15 protein-coding genes and 1 pseudogene are annotated in these 15,469 nt (G+C 59.8%); 11 read left to right on the top strand and 5 right to left on the bottom strand.

Going from position 1 to position 15,469, the window contains the following annotated elements; all coding sequences use genetic code 11:
- Window positions 1–385: 385 nt before the first annotated feature.
- Window positions 386–2,326 (top strand): calcium-binding protein, encoded by a 1,941-nt coding sequence (locus NKH59_RS24480; protein WP_353023351.1) that lies wholly within the window; start codon window positions 386–388, stop codon window positions 2,324–2,326.
- Window positions 2,327–2,637: 311 nt separating this feature from the next.
- The gene (locus tag NKH59_RS24475; RefSeq protein WP_352979986.1) at window positions 2,638–3,525 is read left to right on the top strand and encodes a LysR family transcriptional regulator; all 888 of its coding nucleotides are present in this window, start codon (window positions 2,638–2,640) and stop codon (window positions 3,523–3,525) included.
- A gap of 81 nt (window positions 3,526–3,606) precedes the next feature.
- On the opposite strand, the gene NKH59_RS24470 is transcribed toward NKH59_RS24475, so the two are convergent.
- Window positions 3,607–3,735, bottom strand: coding sequence for a DUF2274 domain-containing protein (locus NKH59_RS24470; protein ID WP_502906636.1), 129 nt, complete (start codon window positions 3,733–3,735; stop codon window positions 3,607–3,609).
- A 45-nt stretch (window positions 3,736–3,780) separates the two neighbouring features.
- A complete protein-coding gene (locus NKH59_RS24465) occupies window positions 3,781–4,422 on the bottom strand; it encodes a hypothetical protein (protein ID WP_352979988.1) in 642 nt (213 codons plus the stop codon).
- A gap of 138 nt (window positions 4,423–4,560) precedes the next feature.
- On the opposite strand from NKH59_RS24465, the gene NKH59_RS24460 reads away from it, so the two are divergent.
- Window positions 4,561–4,797, top strand: coding sequence for a helix-turn-helix transcriptional regulator (locus NKH59_RS24460; RefSeq protein ID WP_352979990.1), 237 nt, complete (start codon window positions 4,561–4,563; stop codon window positions 4,795–4,797).
- A 389-nt stretch (window positions 4,798–5,186) separates the two neighbouring features.
- On the opposite strand, the pseudogene NKH59_RS24455 reads toward NKH59_RS24460, so the two are convergent.
- Window positions 5,187–5,888, bottom strand: a pseudogene (locus NKH59_RS24455) (TIM barrel protein).
- 687 nt (window positions 5,889–6,575) lie between these two features.
- On the opposite strand from NKH59_RS24455, the gene NKH59_RS24450 reads away from it, so the two are divergent.
- The 4 genes from NKH59_RS24450 to NKH59_RS24435 all read left to right on the top strand — a co-directional run bounded on the left by NKH59_RS24450 (window position 6,576) and on the right by NKH59_RS24435 (window position 12,406).
- Complete coding sequence (locus NKH59_RS24450; RefSeq protein ID WP_353023349.1) at window positions 6,576–7,763, top strand: magnesium transporter; 1,188 nt, start codon at window positions 6,576–6,578, stop codon at window positions 7,761–7,763.
- A 486-nt stretch (window positions 7,764–8,249) separates the two neighbouring features.
- Window positions 8,250–9,524, top strand: coding sequence for a tetratricopeptide repeat protein (locus NKH59_RS24445; RefSeq protein ID WP_353023347.1), 1,275 nt, complete (start codon window positions 8,250–8,252; stop codon window positions 9,522–9,524).
- An 11-nt stretch (window positions 9,525–9,535) separates the two neighbouring features.
- Window positions 9,536–10,345 carry a FecR family protein gene (locus tag NKH59_RS24440; RefSeq protein WP_353023345.1) on the top strand — a complete coding sequence of 270 codons (810 nt, stop codon included), beginning with the start codon at window positions 9,536–9,538 and terminating at the stop codon, window positions 10,343–10,345.
- Between the two features lie 90 nt (window positions 10,346–10,435).
- Window positions 10,436–12,406 carry a CHASE2 domain-containing protein gene (locus NKH59_RS24435; protein ID WP_353023344.1) on the top strand — a complete coding sequence of 657 codons (1,971 nt, stop codon included), beginning with the start codon at window positions 10,436–10,438 and terminating at the stop codon, window positions 12,404–12,406.
- Between the two features lie 98 nt (window positions 12,407–12,504).
- Here the strand turns inward: NKH59_RS24435 and NKH59_RS24430 are convergent, their stop codons facing one another.
- Window positions 12,505–12,651 carry a hypothetical protein gene (locus tag NKH59_RS24430; RefSeq protein WP_353023342.1) on the bottom strand — a complete coding sequence of 49 codons (147 nt, stop codon included), beginning with the start codon at window positions 12,649–12,651 and terminating at the stop codon, window positions 12,505–12,507.
- 500 nt (window positions 12,652–13,151) lie between these two features.
- Here NKH59_RS24430 and NKH59_RS24425 point away from each other — a divergent pair, with 500 nt between their 5' ends.
- The 4 genes from NKH59_RS24425 to NKH59_RS24410 all read left to right on the top strand — a co-directional run bounded on the left by NKH59_RS24425 (window position 13,152) and on the right by NKH59_RS24410 (window position 14,597).
- On the top strand, window positions 13,152–13,397 hold the full coding sequence (locus NKH59_RS24425; RefSeq protein WP_353023341.1) for a type II toxin-antitoxin system VapB family antitoxin: 246 nt from the start codon (window positions 13,152–13,154) through the stop codon (window positions 13,395–13,397).
- Complete coding sequence (locus NKH59_RS24420) at window positions 13,397–13,825, top strand: type II toxin-antitoxin system VapC family toxin (RefSeq protein ID WP_352475136.1); 429 nt, start codon at window positions 13,397–13,399, stop codon at window positions 13,823–13,825. The genes NKH59_RS24425 and NKH59_RS24420 overlap by 1 nt, the downstream gene beginning before the upstream one ends.
- A 284-nt stretch (window positions 13,826–14,109) precedes the next feature.
- Entirely contained in the window at window positions 14,110–14,244 is a 135-nt protein-coding gene (locus tag NKH59_RS24415; protein ID WP_352542708.1) for a hypothetical protein, read from the top strand.
- Window positions 14,238–14,597, top strand: coding sequence for a transposase (locus tag NKH59_RS24410; protein ID WP_353023339.1), 360 nt, complete (start codon window positions 14,238–14,240; stop codon window positions 14,595–14,597). The genes NKH59_RS24415 and NKH59_RS24410 overlap by 7 nt, the downstream gene beginning before the upstream one ends.
- Before the next feature lie 74 nt (window positions 14,598–14,671).
- Here NKH59_RS24410 and NKH59_RS24405 read toward each other — a convergent pair whose 3' ends face one another.
- On the bottom strand, window positions 14,672–15,463 hold the full coding sequence (locus tag NKH59_RS24405) for a sugar isomerase domain-containing protein (RefSeq protein WP_353023337.1): 792 nt from the start codon (window positions 15,461–15,463) through the stop codon (window positions 14,672–14,674).
- Window positions 15,464–15,469: the final 6 nt, after the last annotated feature.

The raw sequence follows: 15,469 nt of genomic DNA, 5'->3' as shown, positions 1-15,469 counted from the left end.
GGCATCTTAGTTTAATGTCGGCTCAATTGGCCGGCAGTCAAATGCATCTTTGGGGAAAAGCAGTTTTTTATGCCACGGCTTGGCGTTAGATCTTATAGTTTAGGCTTTTATAATCAAAAACATCGGGTTTTTTGTCGCCTTTCCTCAAAAAAAGCCAGAGCATTTAACACCTCTATAGTATTACCAGCGCTTTAATGAAGTTCAATTTCTTTTTAACGACGGCGATCATGTTATCTTGTGAGTATATTTTTCGCCGCGACGTAAGAATCCTGCCGCCGATCAACCATTCTATCAGAGCCTGCAGGTATGTGATTTGGCGCTAATATACACCCTCTAGTAGGCAGACATCCGCGGGGCGCTATCGAATCAAAATGAGGGATTATGGATGGCAACTCTGCACTATGCATCGGGTGGTTCTGCCACCGAAATCGCAACCGCCGGCTTCAATCTGGCTGACGTTCAGTATGTTTCGCTGGTCGACGCATTGCCTGACGGCATGAAAGGCCTGGTGTACCTCAACGAGCATGAGGGCGTAACCGCATCCTTCATCGAGAAAATGACCCCCTTCCTCGGCAATCCGAATGTGTTTGGGTTCTATCTGGTTGACGAGCCTGATCCCACGGGCAGGTGGGGCACCTATGCAACCGCCGAGAACCTGAAGGCGGAATCCGACTGGATCCATGAGCATTTTCCAGGCGCCAAGACCTTCATCACCATGATGAACATGGGATCCCCGACCAATCCGGATTTTACCAACACCTACAATCCGGCCAACACGCATATCGACTATTTTGGAATAGACCCCTATCCGGTGCGCACGGGAACGGACACGGTCGACTACGACATGATCGACCGAGCCGTGGCTGCAGCGGTGAAATCCGGCATCCCGATCAGCAACATCGTTCCGGTCTATCAGGCCTTCGGCGGCGGCAACTGGGAGACTTCCGACGGCGGCAGACAGGTCATGCCCACCGCCGAACAGATGCAAATCATGATCGATCATTGGGCCAAGCTGGTTCCGTCACCTGCCTTCGACTACACCTACAAATGGGGAACGCAGAACGGCGACACCGCATTAGAGAGCTCTCCGGAACTACAAGCCGTTTTCCGGGAGCACAACCTCGCAACGACTGGGACCGAACCGCCTCCCGTCGACACAAGCGACACCTTGTATGGCACCAGCGGCGACGATGTGTTTCACGGCGCCGGCGGCCACACGATGATCGGCTATGGCGGCAATGACACCTATTATGTCGATGACATCCGCGACAAGGAGATCGAGGCGGCGGGCGGCGGTACCGACAAAGCATTCGCCTCCGTAAGTCATGCGCTTGCGGCCGGATCGGAAATCGAACTTCTCGCCACCAACAGCCCGTCCGGCACCACGGCGATCAACCTGACCGGCAATGCGTTCGCCCAGACTATCCAGGGCAATGCCGGTGCCAATGTCATCAACGGCGCCGGCGGGGCCGATACGTTGGTCGGCTATGGAGGCAATGACACCTACTATGTAGACAATGCCGGCGACAGGGTGTTCGAGGTGGTGGGCGGTGGTACAGACAGGGTGCTCGCCTCGGCAAGCTTTGCGCTTGTGCACTCGGCAGGCTCTCAGGTCGAGCTTCTTGCCACCACAAACCCCTCCGGCACCGCAACAATCAATCTCGTCGGCAATGAGTTCGCCCAGACGATCCAAGGCAATGCCGGTGCCAATTACATCAACGGTATGGGTGGCGCCGACACGCTGACCGGCTATGGTGGCAATGACACTTACCTCGTCGACAATGCCGGCGACAGGGTGGTTGAAGCGGCCGGCGGCGGCGGCGACAGAGTATTTTCCTCGGTGAGCTATGCTCTTTCGGCCGGCTCGCAGGTCGAGCTTCTTGCCACCACAAGTCCTTCAGGTACGGGAGCAATCAATCTCACTGGCAACGAGTTTACCCAAGCCATCCAGGGCAATGCCGGCGCCAATGTCATCAATGGTGGCGGCGGTGCTGACATCTTGACCGGTAACGGAGGCAATGATGCCTTCGTGTTCAACAGCGCTCTTGGAGCCGGCAATATCGACAAGGTCACCGACTTCAACAAGCTCCAGGACAAGATCCAGCTCGACGACGCCGTTTTTGCCGGGCTTAAATTGGGCGGCCTTTCATCCGACGCTTTCTTTGCTGGCACGGCTGCGCATGATAGCTCCGACCATATCATCTACAACAGTTCAACAGGAGCGCTCTCTTTCGACAGCGACGGGATCGGTGGCGCAGCTCAAATACAGTTCGCCACTCTCTCTCCAGGTCTGTCGCTTACGGCAGGTTCGTTCCTTGTGATCTGAACGACCCGGAACGGCGGACCTTCAATTCGAGACGGTCCGCCGCTTTATCTTTGTTCAAGCACCCGATTTTCCAAGCAAAGTGACCGGTCTGAGTTGTGCTCTCCTCCTGGAGTGCAACGTCCCCTCCATAAAGGCTCACTCCAAAATGGAGTGGTATCGTCCTTGTCTTCGTGATCCTGCCTCTAGTCTAGAAGAAGCCGGGATGGTCTCATTGTCTGATTCAATGTCAATACTGAGATATGGGGATAGCCCGCCGGCGTCAAAAGCGCTCGAATGTCTGCAATTTGTCGCTGCCTTGACCTTGAGCAGAGATGCGGAGCTCGATTCAACTCACGACACTCAATTATGCGCTTGTGGTCGCAGAGGAGGGCAGCTTTCTGCGTGCCTCGCGACGCGCCGGGATCGATCACACCGCGCTCAGCAGGCGCATCCGCGATCTGGAATACGCGGTGGGTACGAGGATATTTCATCGCCATGCCCGCGGCGTCGGCCCAACCCCGGCCGGCGAGCGCTTCCTGGAGCGTCTGCGCTCCGTGCTGCTCGAGCTCGACAACACGCTCACACTGGCCAGGTCCGGCACCAGAGATGACCAACAAAAGCTTTCCATCGGCTCCAACGGGATCATTCTCGCCGGGCGGGCCTTGGATGCAATCATCGAGTTCGGGCAATCTCATCCCAATGTGACCGTCAGCTTGACAGAGAGTCCTTACCCTTCGCCTGAGGCTGCTCTGGGTGCCACTCAGGTTGACGTGGTCGTGACCTCCTCCTCCCGATTTACCGGCGGCGCATTCGAATTGACGCTGTGGAAAGACACTCTGGCTGTCGTCCTTGCCTCAAATCATTCTCTCGCAAGCCGTTCGGTGATCGAGTGGCACGAGTTGCACCAGGAAACGTTGCTGGTGCGCAGGGGCGAAGCATTTCAGATCGCCGACGCTGTTGGGCGCGGCGTGCAGCTTCCTCCAATCGTCGAACATCACGTCAGTGCCGGCATTCTTTTGCGCCTTGTCGGAAGCGGGCTTGGAGTTGCTTTGGTCCACGACGGAGATGCCAACAATATTCCTGAAGGTGTCGTCTGCCACAAGCTGCGGATCGGGGGCAAGCCAATCCAGATCTGCAATTTTGCACGTTGGCGACCGGACAATGCCAATCCTGCCCTGCCGATCTTCATTGCGTTCCTGCGTGATCGGTATTCGTCCTGACGGCTGTCCGACCGGCATACGCCCGGAACACTCGTCCCGGCTTCAGGCTTCCTCGGGCTTTGGCAAAGGCTCAGTCCGACGTCATGACCGGGTCAGCATCGGCGCTATCAGCTTTGCCGGATCGGCGACTATCTGTCCGGTCTCGCGGCCGAGCAATTCAGCATAGGCGACGAGATCGCGATGAACGGCGGCGGGCAGTTCGATCGTCATCTTGACCGGCCGGTCATGGCGGAGAGCATGGCGGGCCGTACTCGGTCAACCCGAAACTTCGGCAATGCGCACCAGATCGCTAAGCGCTGAACGGATTTGTGGCCAAGGAAATTCGGAGCATTCCTCCCATGTCTCGCCCTCGCGCAATACGGCATCCAGCTTGCCTGCCACACCCGCAAGAGTGGTGGCCGGCGTCGTCGAGAACGCTTCCAGCAGATCCGCCGCGCGTTCGCCAGCCTCGCGCTCGGCTCTGAGCGCAGCAGTGTAACCGGTCTCCTTGGCAGCCGCATTCCAGCGTGCCTGATACATCGCGAAATAAGCTTCGGCCTTTTCACGAAGCGCCATCTCCGGCTCTTTGCCGAGCACTTCGTTGAGCGCCTCGATGGAGTGGACCGTCACTTCCCGCCCCTTGGGCAGGCGGACGATCACACAAGGAAGGCCGACGCTCTCTAGGAGCCTCGTCTCCAGACGCTGCTGCCTACGGCAGAGCCGTTCGGTCCTCTTATGGGCTGTCTCCCATTCCCGCCAAAGTGCCAGCGCTGGGTCTGCCGGCATACTCGGTGCAGCTGGACTTCCGGCAAATACATTTTTCTCAACCACCAACGCCGTGGACGTGATCATCCCAGCCGCAAGCACTCGCCTGCGGGTGACGAAAGATAAAGTCGTGGTATTGTCGGAATCAGCCATGATCCGAGCTCCAAGCAGCTTGGGTTGTGGTCAGGCTGGGCACGGTGCGTCAACACCGCGCCTAGCCGCTTAAATGCAGATTAAGGTACAGCTTGAGCAGCAAATGCGCAACAGAAATCATCATAATATAGTGATTGCATGACGCCGATACAGTGTCGAATGGCTCGGGCGGCGCTGGACTGGGGAGTATTGGATCTAGCTCGGGAAGCGGGAGTCTCCACCCAAACGATAGTCCGCCTCGAACGCGGCGAGGCGCTTAAGCAAGCAACTGTCGATCGTATTTGTCACGCGCTCAAATCGGCCGGCATTGAGTTCATTCCGGAGAACGGTGGAGGTCCTGGCATTAGGCTGGCACGCCGATCTAACAACCGATGAACCATTACGGCCAAACGTCCCATTGGAATCAAACTGCGGCGAATCTCTTGCGACCGAGTGCCGCGTAGGACCCGATTTTCCCGAACATTTTGCGACAGAAATACCTCGCTGTCAGCTCCAGTGAAATGCGGACGCATCCCATGCGAACCTGAAAGCCGAGTTGGTGGGCAGGCATGCGGCTGCACCATGCAGGATACCCAAAGGCCGGCTGGCCAACGGGCAGGGTTTGGCACGTTTCCGGCCCTGCCCGCCCTCGGCCACCAAGGGCCGGCATGCCACATGCTCGTCAGCGTATGGCAGACAGGCAGGCCTGATTGCATCCTGTCACAATCTCATCGAAAACAGGATGGGCAAGTCGCGTCACGGCCACTGCCGCGGATTCTCGACCTTTACTCCGCCGCTCCGCGCTCAGCGCGACTGTTTAGGGCAATGAGGTTTTTTGCCCGGAACAGGCAATCCGGCTGCTCATTCCGATAGCGGTGTCCGATTTCCATGATGAGGATGGTCCCCGGCAAGAAGGCCAACGCGCTGAAGATGTCATCCCAGTCGATATCGCCCAGCCGAGCGGCATGTGCGGGTCACCTATACCCGGCGTTGCATCCTCCTGCGGAAGGTAGGTTCCGTGGAAGCCCTTCGGGCGCCCGAAGGAATCATGGACATGCAGGTGCCCCGCAACCGGCGCCATGGCCCGCAGCTGCTCGCGGAAGTTCAGGCCGCGATGGTTCGATTCACTAAAAGCGTGACTTAAATCGACGAGCGCCACCAGGTTCAGATGGCTAACCGCCTTTGCCGTCTGCGCAACCTCAGGGCCTTGGCAGCATCAATCTGGTAACGGTAGACCGCCGGGTCCGTGAGGTTCGATGAGACGACGCGGTGAGCCGTATAGCGGAAATCGAACTCCCTCGTCAGCGCGATAAGCCTCTCGGCTCTCTCGCGGACGACGCGACCACCGACCATGAGGTCGAGGGTCGTCAGTTCCAGTCCGACGGCTTCGACGCCCATATCGGCAAAGCTGCGAAAGTCCGCTTTAAGGCTCTCCATCTGCCATTGAAAGAGACTGAGTTAAAACCTGCGGCGATAATCTTGCTCATAAGCATTCCCAATGACGGGCGGCCAGGAATGCCAGGCCGGTCCGGATCGTTGTCAGATGAGATGGCAATTACAGAACCGATGCCATTCTCGAAACGAGCTTCGTTCACCCTAGGTGCGATCGAGCGGTCTACGCTATTGCCAGTGGGCTTACATTAACTCGGATCAGACCGCGACGACCTCGAGTCTCACGAAGCAGACTGCCTGCCCCGAACCTGGAAGCTCTCAAGAGCACCTCTCGTTCAGACAGACTTGATACTGAGAGCCCCCTTTCTCAAGCTAAACTATTACAGGTTCACGCAAATCACCTTGTCATCGTGGCGAATTCATCAGCCTCCAGAGCTGGAGGAACCGGCAAGATGCGCGGCATGAGGCAAATCAATTCGACCGCCGGAGGCCCTGCCGCTGCAGAGTTTCCGGGTTTGCGTTTCATTGCTGCGGCGTGCTCGCAGATCCCAGGAAAAGACCGGTGAAGTTCGCAACACGTTGAATTCTCGGCGACACGCAGAGGTTACAGCTCGCCTTTATGTACGCCGCAACGGCTCAGATCTGTCTGGGTTCGGTCCACTCGGCGCCCGAGAGGCGAAGATTTCGGGATCGAGGCGCTCGAGCCACTGCGCGCCAGACAAAGCTATCCGATCCGTGTCATACTGTCAGGCAAGACACTAGCAATTTGGGGGCCGCAGCAAATGAAAGAAGAGAACGACGTTCAGAAGTTGGTGCGCACGCTGCGGGCTCGAGCACCTGATGACGCGGCTGAATTGCTGGCCCGAGAATCTCCCGAGTTTATCCGCGACACACTAAAGCTGTTGCCGGACGGGCACGCCCGTAAGGTGGCCGAGCATTTGCCACCGCACATGCGGCCCATCAGGTCTCATGGCAGTGGCAAGGATTTCGCGGTCCCCGACTCGCTCGTCGAGCTGATGGACCCGATTCCCGCCAGCGTTCCTGTCGCGACGACGGTTGCCGCCGCAGTGGAGGCGGTCAGACGCGCCAAGGTGCCGACCGAGCTCACTTATCTCTACGTCACGGACGAGGGCAATAAACTGGTTGGCCTGGTGGTCCTGCGCGATCTGATGCTGAGCGAAGCGGACGCGACGGTGGATCAGATCATGCTGCCCAGGCCGTTCGCCCTTAATGTCGGTCTGTCTTTGAGCGAGGCCTGCAAGGCAGCAGTACGCCGTCAGTACCCTGTCTATCCGGTGGTGGACGCGGAGAACCGGCTGCTCGGGCAGGTTCGCGGCTGGCGCTTGTTCGAGCAGCAAATCATCGAGATTTCCGCCCAGTCTGGCCAGATGGTGGGTGTCCAGAAGGAGGAGCGTTCTTTTACGCCGCTGTTTTCAGCCTTCTTGAAGCGTCATCCGTGGCTGCAGCTGAACCTGCTGACGGCCTTCATGGCCGCTTTCGTGGTCAGTTCGTTCACAGGCACGATCGAGAAGATCGTCGCCCTGGCGGCGTTCCTCCCGGTCTTGGCCGGGCAGAGCGGAAACACCGGCTGCCAGGCACTCGCTATGACGCTGCGTGGCCTTGCCCTGGGGGATGTGGACAAACGACCGAAGCTGCACCTGGTGATGCGGGAGGGCGCGCTCGGGATCGCCAACGGCGTGCTCGTCGGTCTTGTGGCGGCTGCGGCGATGTGGTTCTACGCCTCGCGGCAACCGGAGTCGGCGGCCCAGGCGCCAATGCTGGCACTTGTGATCCTGCTCGCCATGTCCGGATCGTGCCTCATGTCCGGAATCTCCGGCGTGCTGATCCCGCTGGGCCTGCGCCGGGTCGGCGCCGATCCGGCGGTCGCCTCGGCGATCTTCCTCACCACCGTGACCGATATTGTAGGCATGGGCCTGATGCTGGGGCTGGCCACCATGCTCGTGCTGTAGCAAGACGCGTCCGGTGACGCGTCCCTGGGAGTCGGGGCGATAAGCTGACCTCGTCGCGTTCAACAAAATAGCAAGAGCCAGGCCGCATCGCGCACGTGTCGTGAGAAGCACCTTCCGGCAGCTCTCCGACCCCCTTGCGCAACGCGACGGAAGACCTTTGGATGAGCCGTGGGTGACCTTGAAGCCTCATTCGGTGACCAGATACGCGCAGAATCGCGCAAACAATATTAATCTTGTCGGCTGCGCGATCCGCCACTGATGATGATTTGAGTTAGTTGCCACTGGTGCCGAATACTTCAATTATGTACAGCAACGCTGAGAAGATGTTTTGACAACCAGCGCAGCCGAAACACGAATAAACCGATAGTTTGTTGCGCCGCTGCAACAGCTGCTGAGACTCGCATGGTCTGGTGACAGTTCAGTCGCCTTTTTCTTTGAGTCGTGCTAAATCCTTCGCACTAGTCGGGTTTGGGGTGGGTTCTCGGCATGCAATCTTCGTTTCGAACGATCTTCGGCTTCGCCGCAGCGCTGCTTTGTACCGGCGTATTGCCGGCCGGCGCACAAGGTCCTTTTACGGCCTATGATGATGCGTTTTCGGCCCGCATCGCCAGTCCGGCCGACAACGGAACGCTCGCCCAGTTCGTCACGGTTGCCGTCAACGCGGGACAATACGATCAGGCGATCTCTTCAATCGAGCAGTATCTGATCAAATATCCCCGCGATGCGCGCGCCCGACTGGCGGCCAGCCGATTGTACTATCATGTCGGCTCCTATGAATTGGCCCGGCGGCAGGTGCAGTACGGCATCGAAGTCGGCGGCCTGAGCGCAAGTGAGCAGCAGGAAGCCGTTCGCCTGCTCGCCCGCATCGAGCGCGCGTTGCGTGGCGTCACCTGGGAACTCGCCCTGACCGGCGGCGTGTTCAGCGCATTTACCGATTTTGAGCCCGGCGGGGCGCAGGACGACGACAGCTTCGTCTCGCCCTATGGCCGGGCGGAAGGCTTTGTCCGGTGGGACCTCGGCACGCCAAGCGCCGACGCTCTCGTCCTTTCAGGGTCGTTGACGGCGACACAGCGCTTTTTCACGGAAGACCTGTCGGTTCCGGGCAGCGAGAAGACTTTCATCCACGGCAACGCCGCGATCACCTGGGACAAGGGGCTACCCAACAGTGGGATCGATTCGCTGCGCCTGCTGCTTTCGGCGTTCACAGTTACGGATCGTTTCGACAGCGATATCCACGAGACCGGAATCGGCGTCAGTGGGCGCTTTCTTGTGCGCCCGACGGTCGAAACGACGCTTTTCGCAGGCGGCGGCTACATCGATCTAAGCGCCTCGCAAGGCATTTTCGCCGATAGCAGGGTTTTCTATGAGGCAGGCGGCAGCTACCGCTTCCGCAATGGCCAGGCGCTCGGACTGCGCTTTGTCGGCTCGAATGACTTCGCCTCCGGATCTGGCGAAATCGGCCACAGCTACACGGGCGAGGTCCGCTATGGCGGCCTGTTGATGAACGTACCGGATCTTTTCGCATGGTCGCACCAGATCGCCTTTTCGGCCGGCCACAGCAACACTCCCGATCTGTCCGTCGGCATCGGCACAAATATCAAAAGCGACTTCTGGCGCATTGCCTCGGAAAGCGATTTTCAGCTGACGGAGGCGCAGAAGATCAGCGTCGATCTCGCCTATCGCCAAACCAACTTCGCCATCGCCAACCGCGACCGAAAATCGTTCGAAATGCTCATGAGCTACACGTTGACGCTCAATTGAAAGAGGCCGCGATGAGGACCCCGTACCGTCAGATCGCCATTTTTGTCGCCTGCCTTGCCTTTGCGGCACCTTCCGCCGCTGAGACGGTCGGATCGATGACGGCCTACCAGACCAACATCGTCCGCAACAACGGCGGGACAATGAACGTTGGGGCCGGCGTCGAACTCGGCGACCAGCTGCGCAGCAATCCCACCGGTCTTGGAATGCTGGTGTTCCGGGACGAATCGAGCGCCAAGATTGGTCCGAACACCAGCCTGACGATCGATGAATTCGTCTACAATCCGGGCTCCGGATCGGGAAAGATCGACATCGGGATGAACAGCGGCCTGGCCCGGTTCTATGGCGGCCAGGTTTCGAAAGGCGGCGTCATGCAGGTTGCGACGCCGCATATGGTGCTTGGGGCGAGAGGCGGCATCATCGAAGTGCTGGTGGCAGCCGGCCAGACCGTGGGCATTCTGCGCGCCGGCCGCATGACCTGCACGATCAATGGCAAACGGCTGGTCATCACAAACCCGGGCTACGCCTGCACATCGGAAGATGGCAAGCTGCTGACCGGCTACGGCGGAATCGACACCTTCCCGATATTGGACAGCATCGACCGGATAGCCGGCACCGGCCTGCCAGGCGAACCGGGTCCGGGACTGGATGTAAGCGCACTTTGCGCGTCGGCACTCGGCGGCTCGCTCAAAGTCTGCGACTCCACCGACGGCGCATTGCCAGGAGTGGTCATGCAGTTCCCCGACACCCCAACGCCACCCGTGGGCGGCGGCGTGAATAAGGGCGAGTGTGAGGGTGAGGGTTGCTGCAACTACTGCGAATAGGGCTGGCCGCACGACATGAGCCTCTTGGTCGGTTGGCGCTGGGCTGATTGGCGGCAAGCTGGCAGGCGCAAAGTATCCGGCCTTGTGGTCGTGCTCCTGCTGCTCGCTTGCCATTTGGCTTTTGACGGGCCGTTGTCGCGCCTGCGCGAACGCACGTACGACTTCTACCAGTTCCTCGCCCCACGCGAGGCGACGAGCAATCCTGTCGTGATCGTCTCGATAGACGACGCCAGCCTCAAGGCACATGGGCGATGGCCCTGGAACCGAGGCCTCTTGGCCGATCTGGTCGATGGCATCACCAAATCCGGTGCCGCGGTCATCGGGCTTGCGCTGGTGCTGCCCGAGGCCGACACCTCGCCTGAGGGCATCGCCGGAGACAAGCGCCTGGCAGCGGCACTGGCCAAAAATCGAACGGCGCTTGCTGTCAGCCTGGGCAACGAGGCGACGGTTTCAGAAGCAGGGCCCAAAGCCGGCTGGTCGATCGTCGGACAGGTACCCGACACACTTCCCGGCTTCGCCGGCCTGACCGGCTCGCTTGCCGAATTCTCGAACGCCGCCGCGGGCCTCGGCGTAATTCGCACCTTGCCCGATCCCGACGGCGTACTGCGCCATGTGCCGCTGCTGTGGCTTCGCAATACCGCTCAAGGCGTGCAGCTGTGGCCGTCCTTCGCGCTCGAGCTTCTGCGCCTTTACGCCGGGCAGGACGGCTACATAGCCCGGATGAATGCCGCCGGGTTCGACGCACTCAGGATGGCCGGCGCCATCGTGCCGCTCGAGGCGGAGGGGAGCATCCGCCTCTGGGAAACCGCCACGGATACGCCCCGTCTATCTGCCAGCACTATCCTTTCGGGCGGCAGTGATCCGCGGCTGCGGGACGCCATCGCCATTGTCGATCTGTCGGCCGTGGGACTGACGCAGTACCTGCCCACCCCGACACGTCCAGCGCGACCAGGCGCGGACATCCACGCCGATGCAATCGCCCAGTTGCTTGCCGGGCGCTATCTGGCAGAGCCAACGCACGCGCGTACGGTGGAGCGGCTCTGGTTTGTCCTCAGTGCCGTCATTTTCATCGGACTTTCCGGAGTGCTCGCCGGGCGTGTCGTGCTTGGTGCCCTGGCTCTCGTGCTGCTGGCCGTCACGCCGTTCGTGTTCGGCGCTCTCGAATACAGCCTGCAGGGCGCACTCTATGACCCGCTGCAGCCGGCGCTTGCGACGATCCTGGTAGCCGGCTTCGAAGGCTATGTTCTCTACAGGCGCAGCGAGCAGCGCCGGTCCACCCTGGCACGGCAGTTCTCCCAGTATCTGTCGCCTTCCGTGGTGCAGCGCCTCGCAAGCTCAGACACCGAAGCGATCCTGTCCGGCGAGAAGCGCGAGATCACGATCCTGCTCAGCGACATACGCGGCTTCACGACTATGAGCGAACAACTCGACACCCAGGAAATCGCAAAGGTGGTCAACCACTTCCTCGGCATTGCGACCGATGAGATCCTCAAGCGCGACGGCACCATCGACAAGTTCATGGGCGACGCGGTGCTCGCTTTCTGGAACGCGCCGCTTGATCAGCCGGACCATCGCGAACGCGCGCTCGACGCGGGCCGTGCCCTGATCGAACGGGTGAAGCGTGAAGACGCCGCCTTCAGCGCGGACGGCCACCCCTCCATCGCAATCGGCGTCGCCATTGAGACGGGCATTTGCTCGGTAGGCAATTTCGGCTCCGAACGGCGCTTCGATTACACCGCGATCGGTTCGCCGGTGAACCGCACGGCTCGGCTCGAGTCGACGACCAAGAAGCTGGGCATCCCCCTGGTGCTTGGTCCCGGCTTTGCGGCAGGAGCATCGATGCCAGTCGTCCAGGCGGGCGCCTTTGAACTCCAGGGTTTCAAGGGCGAGGTGCCGGTTTTCACCGTTCCGGAGATGCAAGCTGCTCACCAAGGTATGAGCCGCGAAGTAGAGAGCCAACGTGGTGAGCAATCTGGCGCCCCTGCCGTGGTGGTTGGTTCGCCGCCATCCGTGCAAATGGCACCGCCTGATCTTGCACCCCGAACCCGAAGCACACGCTGACCGGATCCAGCGGATCGCGGGTGCCGATCTGCTTTGTGAACTAATACTGCTGGGGAGGCCTAGGTGTCATCAAACGGCCCTTTAATTACGGGTGGCTGTCAATCCGGATCGGCGCGACAGCCGATGAGACGCGGATAGACGGCGAAGGGATCGGTCGAGGTAACCCCGGCAATGATTGTCGAGGCCGCCGTATTTTCGAGCGAGAAGATAGGCGGTGTTATCCAGTTCACCACGAATGGCAGCACGGCTTCGTTGAGTTCGCCGCGCCATCATGTGGAGGCAGCGCGTGGTTCAGATTGTTTATCCTCGCCGCCGGATCATGCGCTCGGGATGTTCCCAAGAGCATCCAGCCGTAGCACTCCCCGAGCTGCCCTAACGAGAGAGTTCGCTGGGCCGGGATTATGGCCGTTATGAACCTGACGCAATTGATGCAGCTGGCGCTGGCCTCGTCGGGCGCGTGGGCGGTCTATCGACATCAATCGGTCGCCGCGGATGTTGGGATGCGCATGCGTCGGCGCACGTAGCGTCGATACGCCTTGGGCATGTGGGCGTTGACAGTGACATAGCCGGAGCGACGTGTTTCAGACGCCGAGCAATTCCAAGGACTGAGCACCAGAACCGACCCTCCCGACGGATTTTCGCGAGCTGGATTCCTCCCTCCCTCCTTATCAAAACCGCCGCTCGCGAATTCGCTGGCGAGTATATCTCCGATATGATATACATATATCACTCAGAGGATATACAAATGCCGCTCTTCATTCGCGATCCCGACGTCGATGCCATGGCCGTCGAGCTGCAGCAGATTACCAAGGCGCGCAGCAAGACCGAGGCCGTCAGAACCGCCTTGCGCCATGAGATCGAGCGCAACCGCGGCAGCGTCCCGCTGCGCGAGAGACTTGCCAAAGTCAAGGAAATGGCGCGGCGGATCGGGCCGGCCAACCCTGATTTCGATATGAAGAAATTCACCGACCAAATGTGGAGCGACGACTGATGTTCGTCGATGCCTCGGTGATCGTTGCCATCCTGAACGAGGAACCTGGCGCGGAAGAACTGGAAAAGCGGCTCGCGGCCGCGACCAAGCCGCTGTATACCTCCCCGCTCGTCCGGTTCGAGGCAGTCCAGGGTCTCGCGCGAGCGTCGGCCGAAGCCATCAAAAAAAACGCCAAGCCCACGGCCGACATGCTGGCGCAAGCCCGTGATACCGTCGACGCCTTTTTGATCGAGATCGCCGGCAAGGAAATAATGATATCCGGCGATATCGGCGACCGGGCGATCGAAGCCAGCATGAAATACGGCAAAGCAGTCGGGCACAAAGCCGATCTCAATTTCGGCGATTGTTTTGCCTACGCTTGCGCGAAGGCTCACCGGCTTGCCCTGCTTTACAAGGGCAATGACTTTTCACAAACTGATCTGGCGTAAGGCTTTCCTGGCCTTGCATCGCGGCGCGAGAGCCGATGGGCCCTTTTGCATGCTTTGGGCGAATCGTCGTCTTTCATGGTTAACGCAATATTACGAGGAACGTTCGCTGCAGCACTGGTTTTCTTCGGCACGATCACCGTCCAGGCACAGCGGGCAGACGGCATCTTGTGGGTGCTGCGATCGGGTGGGCCATGCCGCGATCTGCCAGGGGGCGATACGGCCCTCGCACCACTGGCTACAACCGCTTCGTTCGATGGCGGAAAGCAGGTGTCTGGGATCGGCTGATGGACGCCATTACCGAGGCCCATGACGGCACGGTGCAGATGATCGACACCTCTATTGTTCGCGTCCATCAGCAGGGTGCGATGGCAAAAAGGGGAATCGAGATCATTGTCTCGTTCGTTCCCGAGGCGTGCTGACGACCAAAATCCATGCTCTTGTCGACGCCGAAGGCAGGCCGATCAAGCTGACGCTCACGCCGGGCCGGAAGAGCGACATCGCCTCCGCAGTGGATATGATCAAGGATTGGCGCGAGGGTGCCATGCTGCTCGCCAACAAGGATATGATGCCAACCCATTGCGCAATGTCATCACCGAGCGAAAGCCATGGGCCAACATCCCGCCTAGAGCCAACCGCAAGGACCCGATCTGCTTCAGTCGCTTCCCTTACAAGGGCGCGCAACTTCGTCGAACGCTTCTTCAACAAGGCTAAGCAGTTCCGTCGCATCGCAACTCGATATGACAAGCTGGCAGAAACTACCTTGCTGCCCTGAAACTCGTCTCAACTCGCATCTGGCTACGCGGTGATGAGTCTACGTCCTAGCGTTTTGCGTGCCCTCCCCGGTTGTCATTCACCGCGCATCGTCGCCTGGAAGGTCGGCAGGTGCTTCTTCTGTGCCTCGAGCATTTTCTCGCGATAGACGCCATAGATGACGTCGGTGTCGTGCAGTGTGACGCCGGCAATTGTCGGCGAAGCAAAAACCGGCAGTTCGATGCCGCGTTTCGAAAGCGCCTCGGCGGTGCGGGCGATCAGCTCCTGCGCCAGGATCATGGCAAGCACGGTCGACGAACCGGAGACCGGACGGCTCCAGCCCTCGACCGGCACGATGGCATCCTCGATCGGCGAGCAGGTGTCGATGACAAGGTCGGCGGCATCGGCAAGCCGTTTGCCTGAAGAGTGCGTCGCCGGCTTGTCGAGATTGTTCTTGCTAGTTATCGCAACGACGAAGATGCCGCGTTCTTTCGCATAAAGCGCGGTGTCGATGCCGGACGAATTGCGGCCGCTGTGGCCAAAGATGATGATCGAATCGCCTTTGTTCAGCGGCTGGTGGTCGAGGAATTTCTCGGCGTATTTCTCGGTCCGCTCCAGCCACAGAAGTTCGCGCACGCCGCCGGCGCCGAGCACGTTATGCCACATGACACGCGGGTCGGTCAGCGGATTGAAGCCGACATAGCTGCCGTAGCGCGGAAACACTTCCTGGACCGGCAACACCGAGTGGCCCGAGCCGTAAAGATGAACCAACCCCCCGCTCTCGAGCGTGTCGGCAAAGCGGCTGGCCGCTTCGCCAAAGGCTTCGGCATTGGCTTTCGAGGCCTGTTCGATGAGGGCGGCAAGGCGAGGTATGTAGAGATCGGACACGTCGGT

The sequence above is a fragment of the Mesorhizobium sp. M0998 genome, assembly GCF_040318885.1.
Classification (GTDB): domain Bacteria; phylum Pseudomonadota; class Alphaproteobacteria; order Rhizobiales; family Rhizobiaceae; genus Mesorhizobium.
Note: the sequence above shows the minus strand (reverse complement) of the source record. Positions and strands in the feature narration are given on the sequence as shown.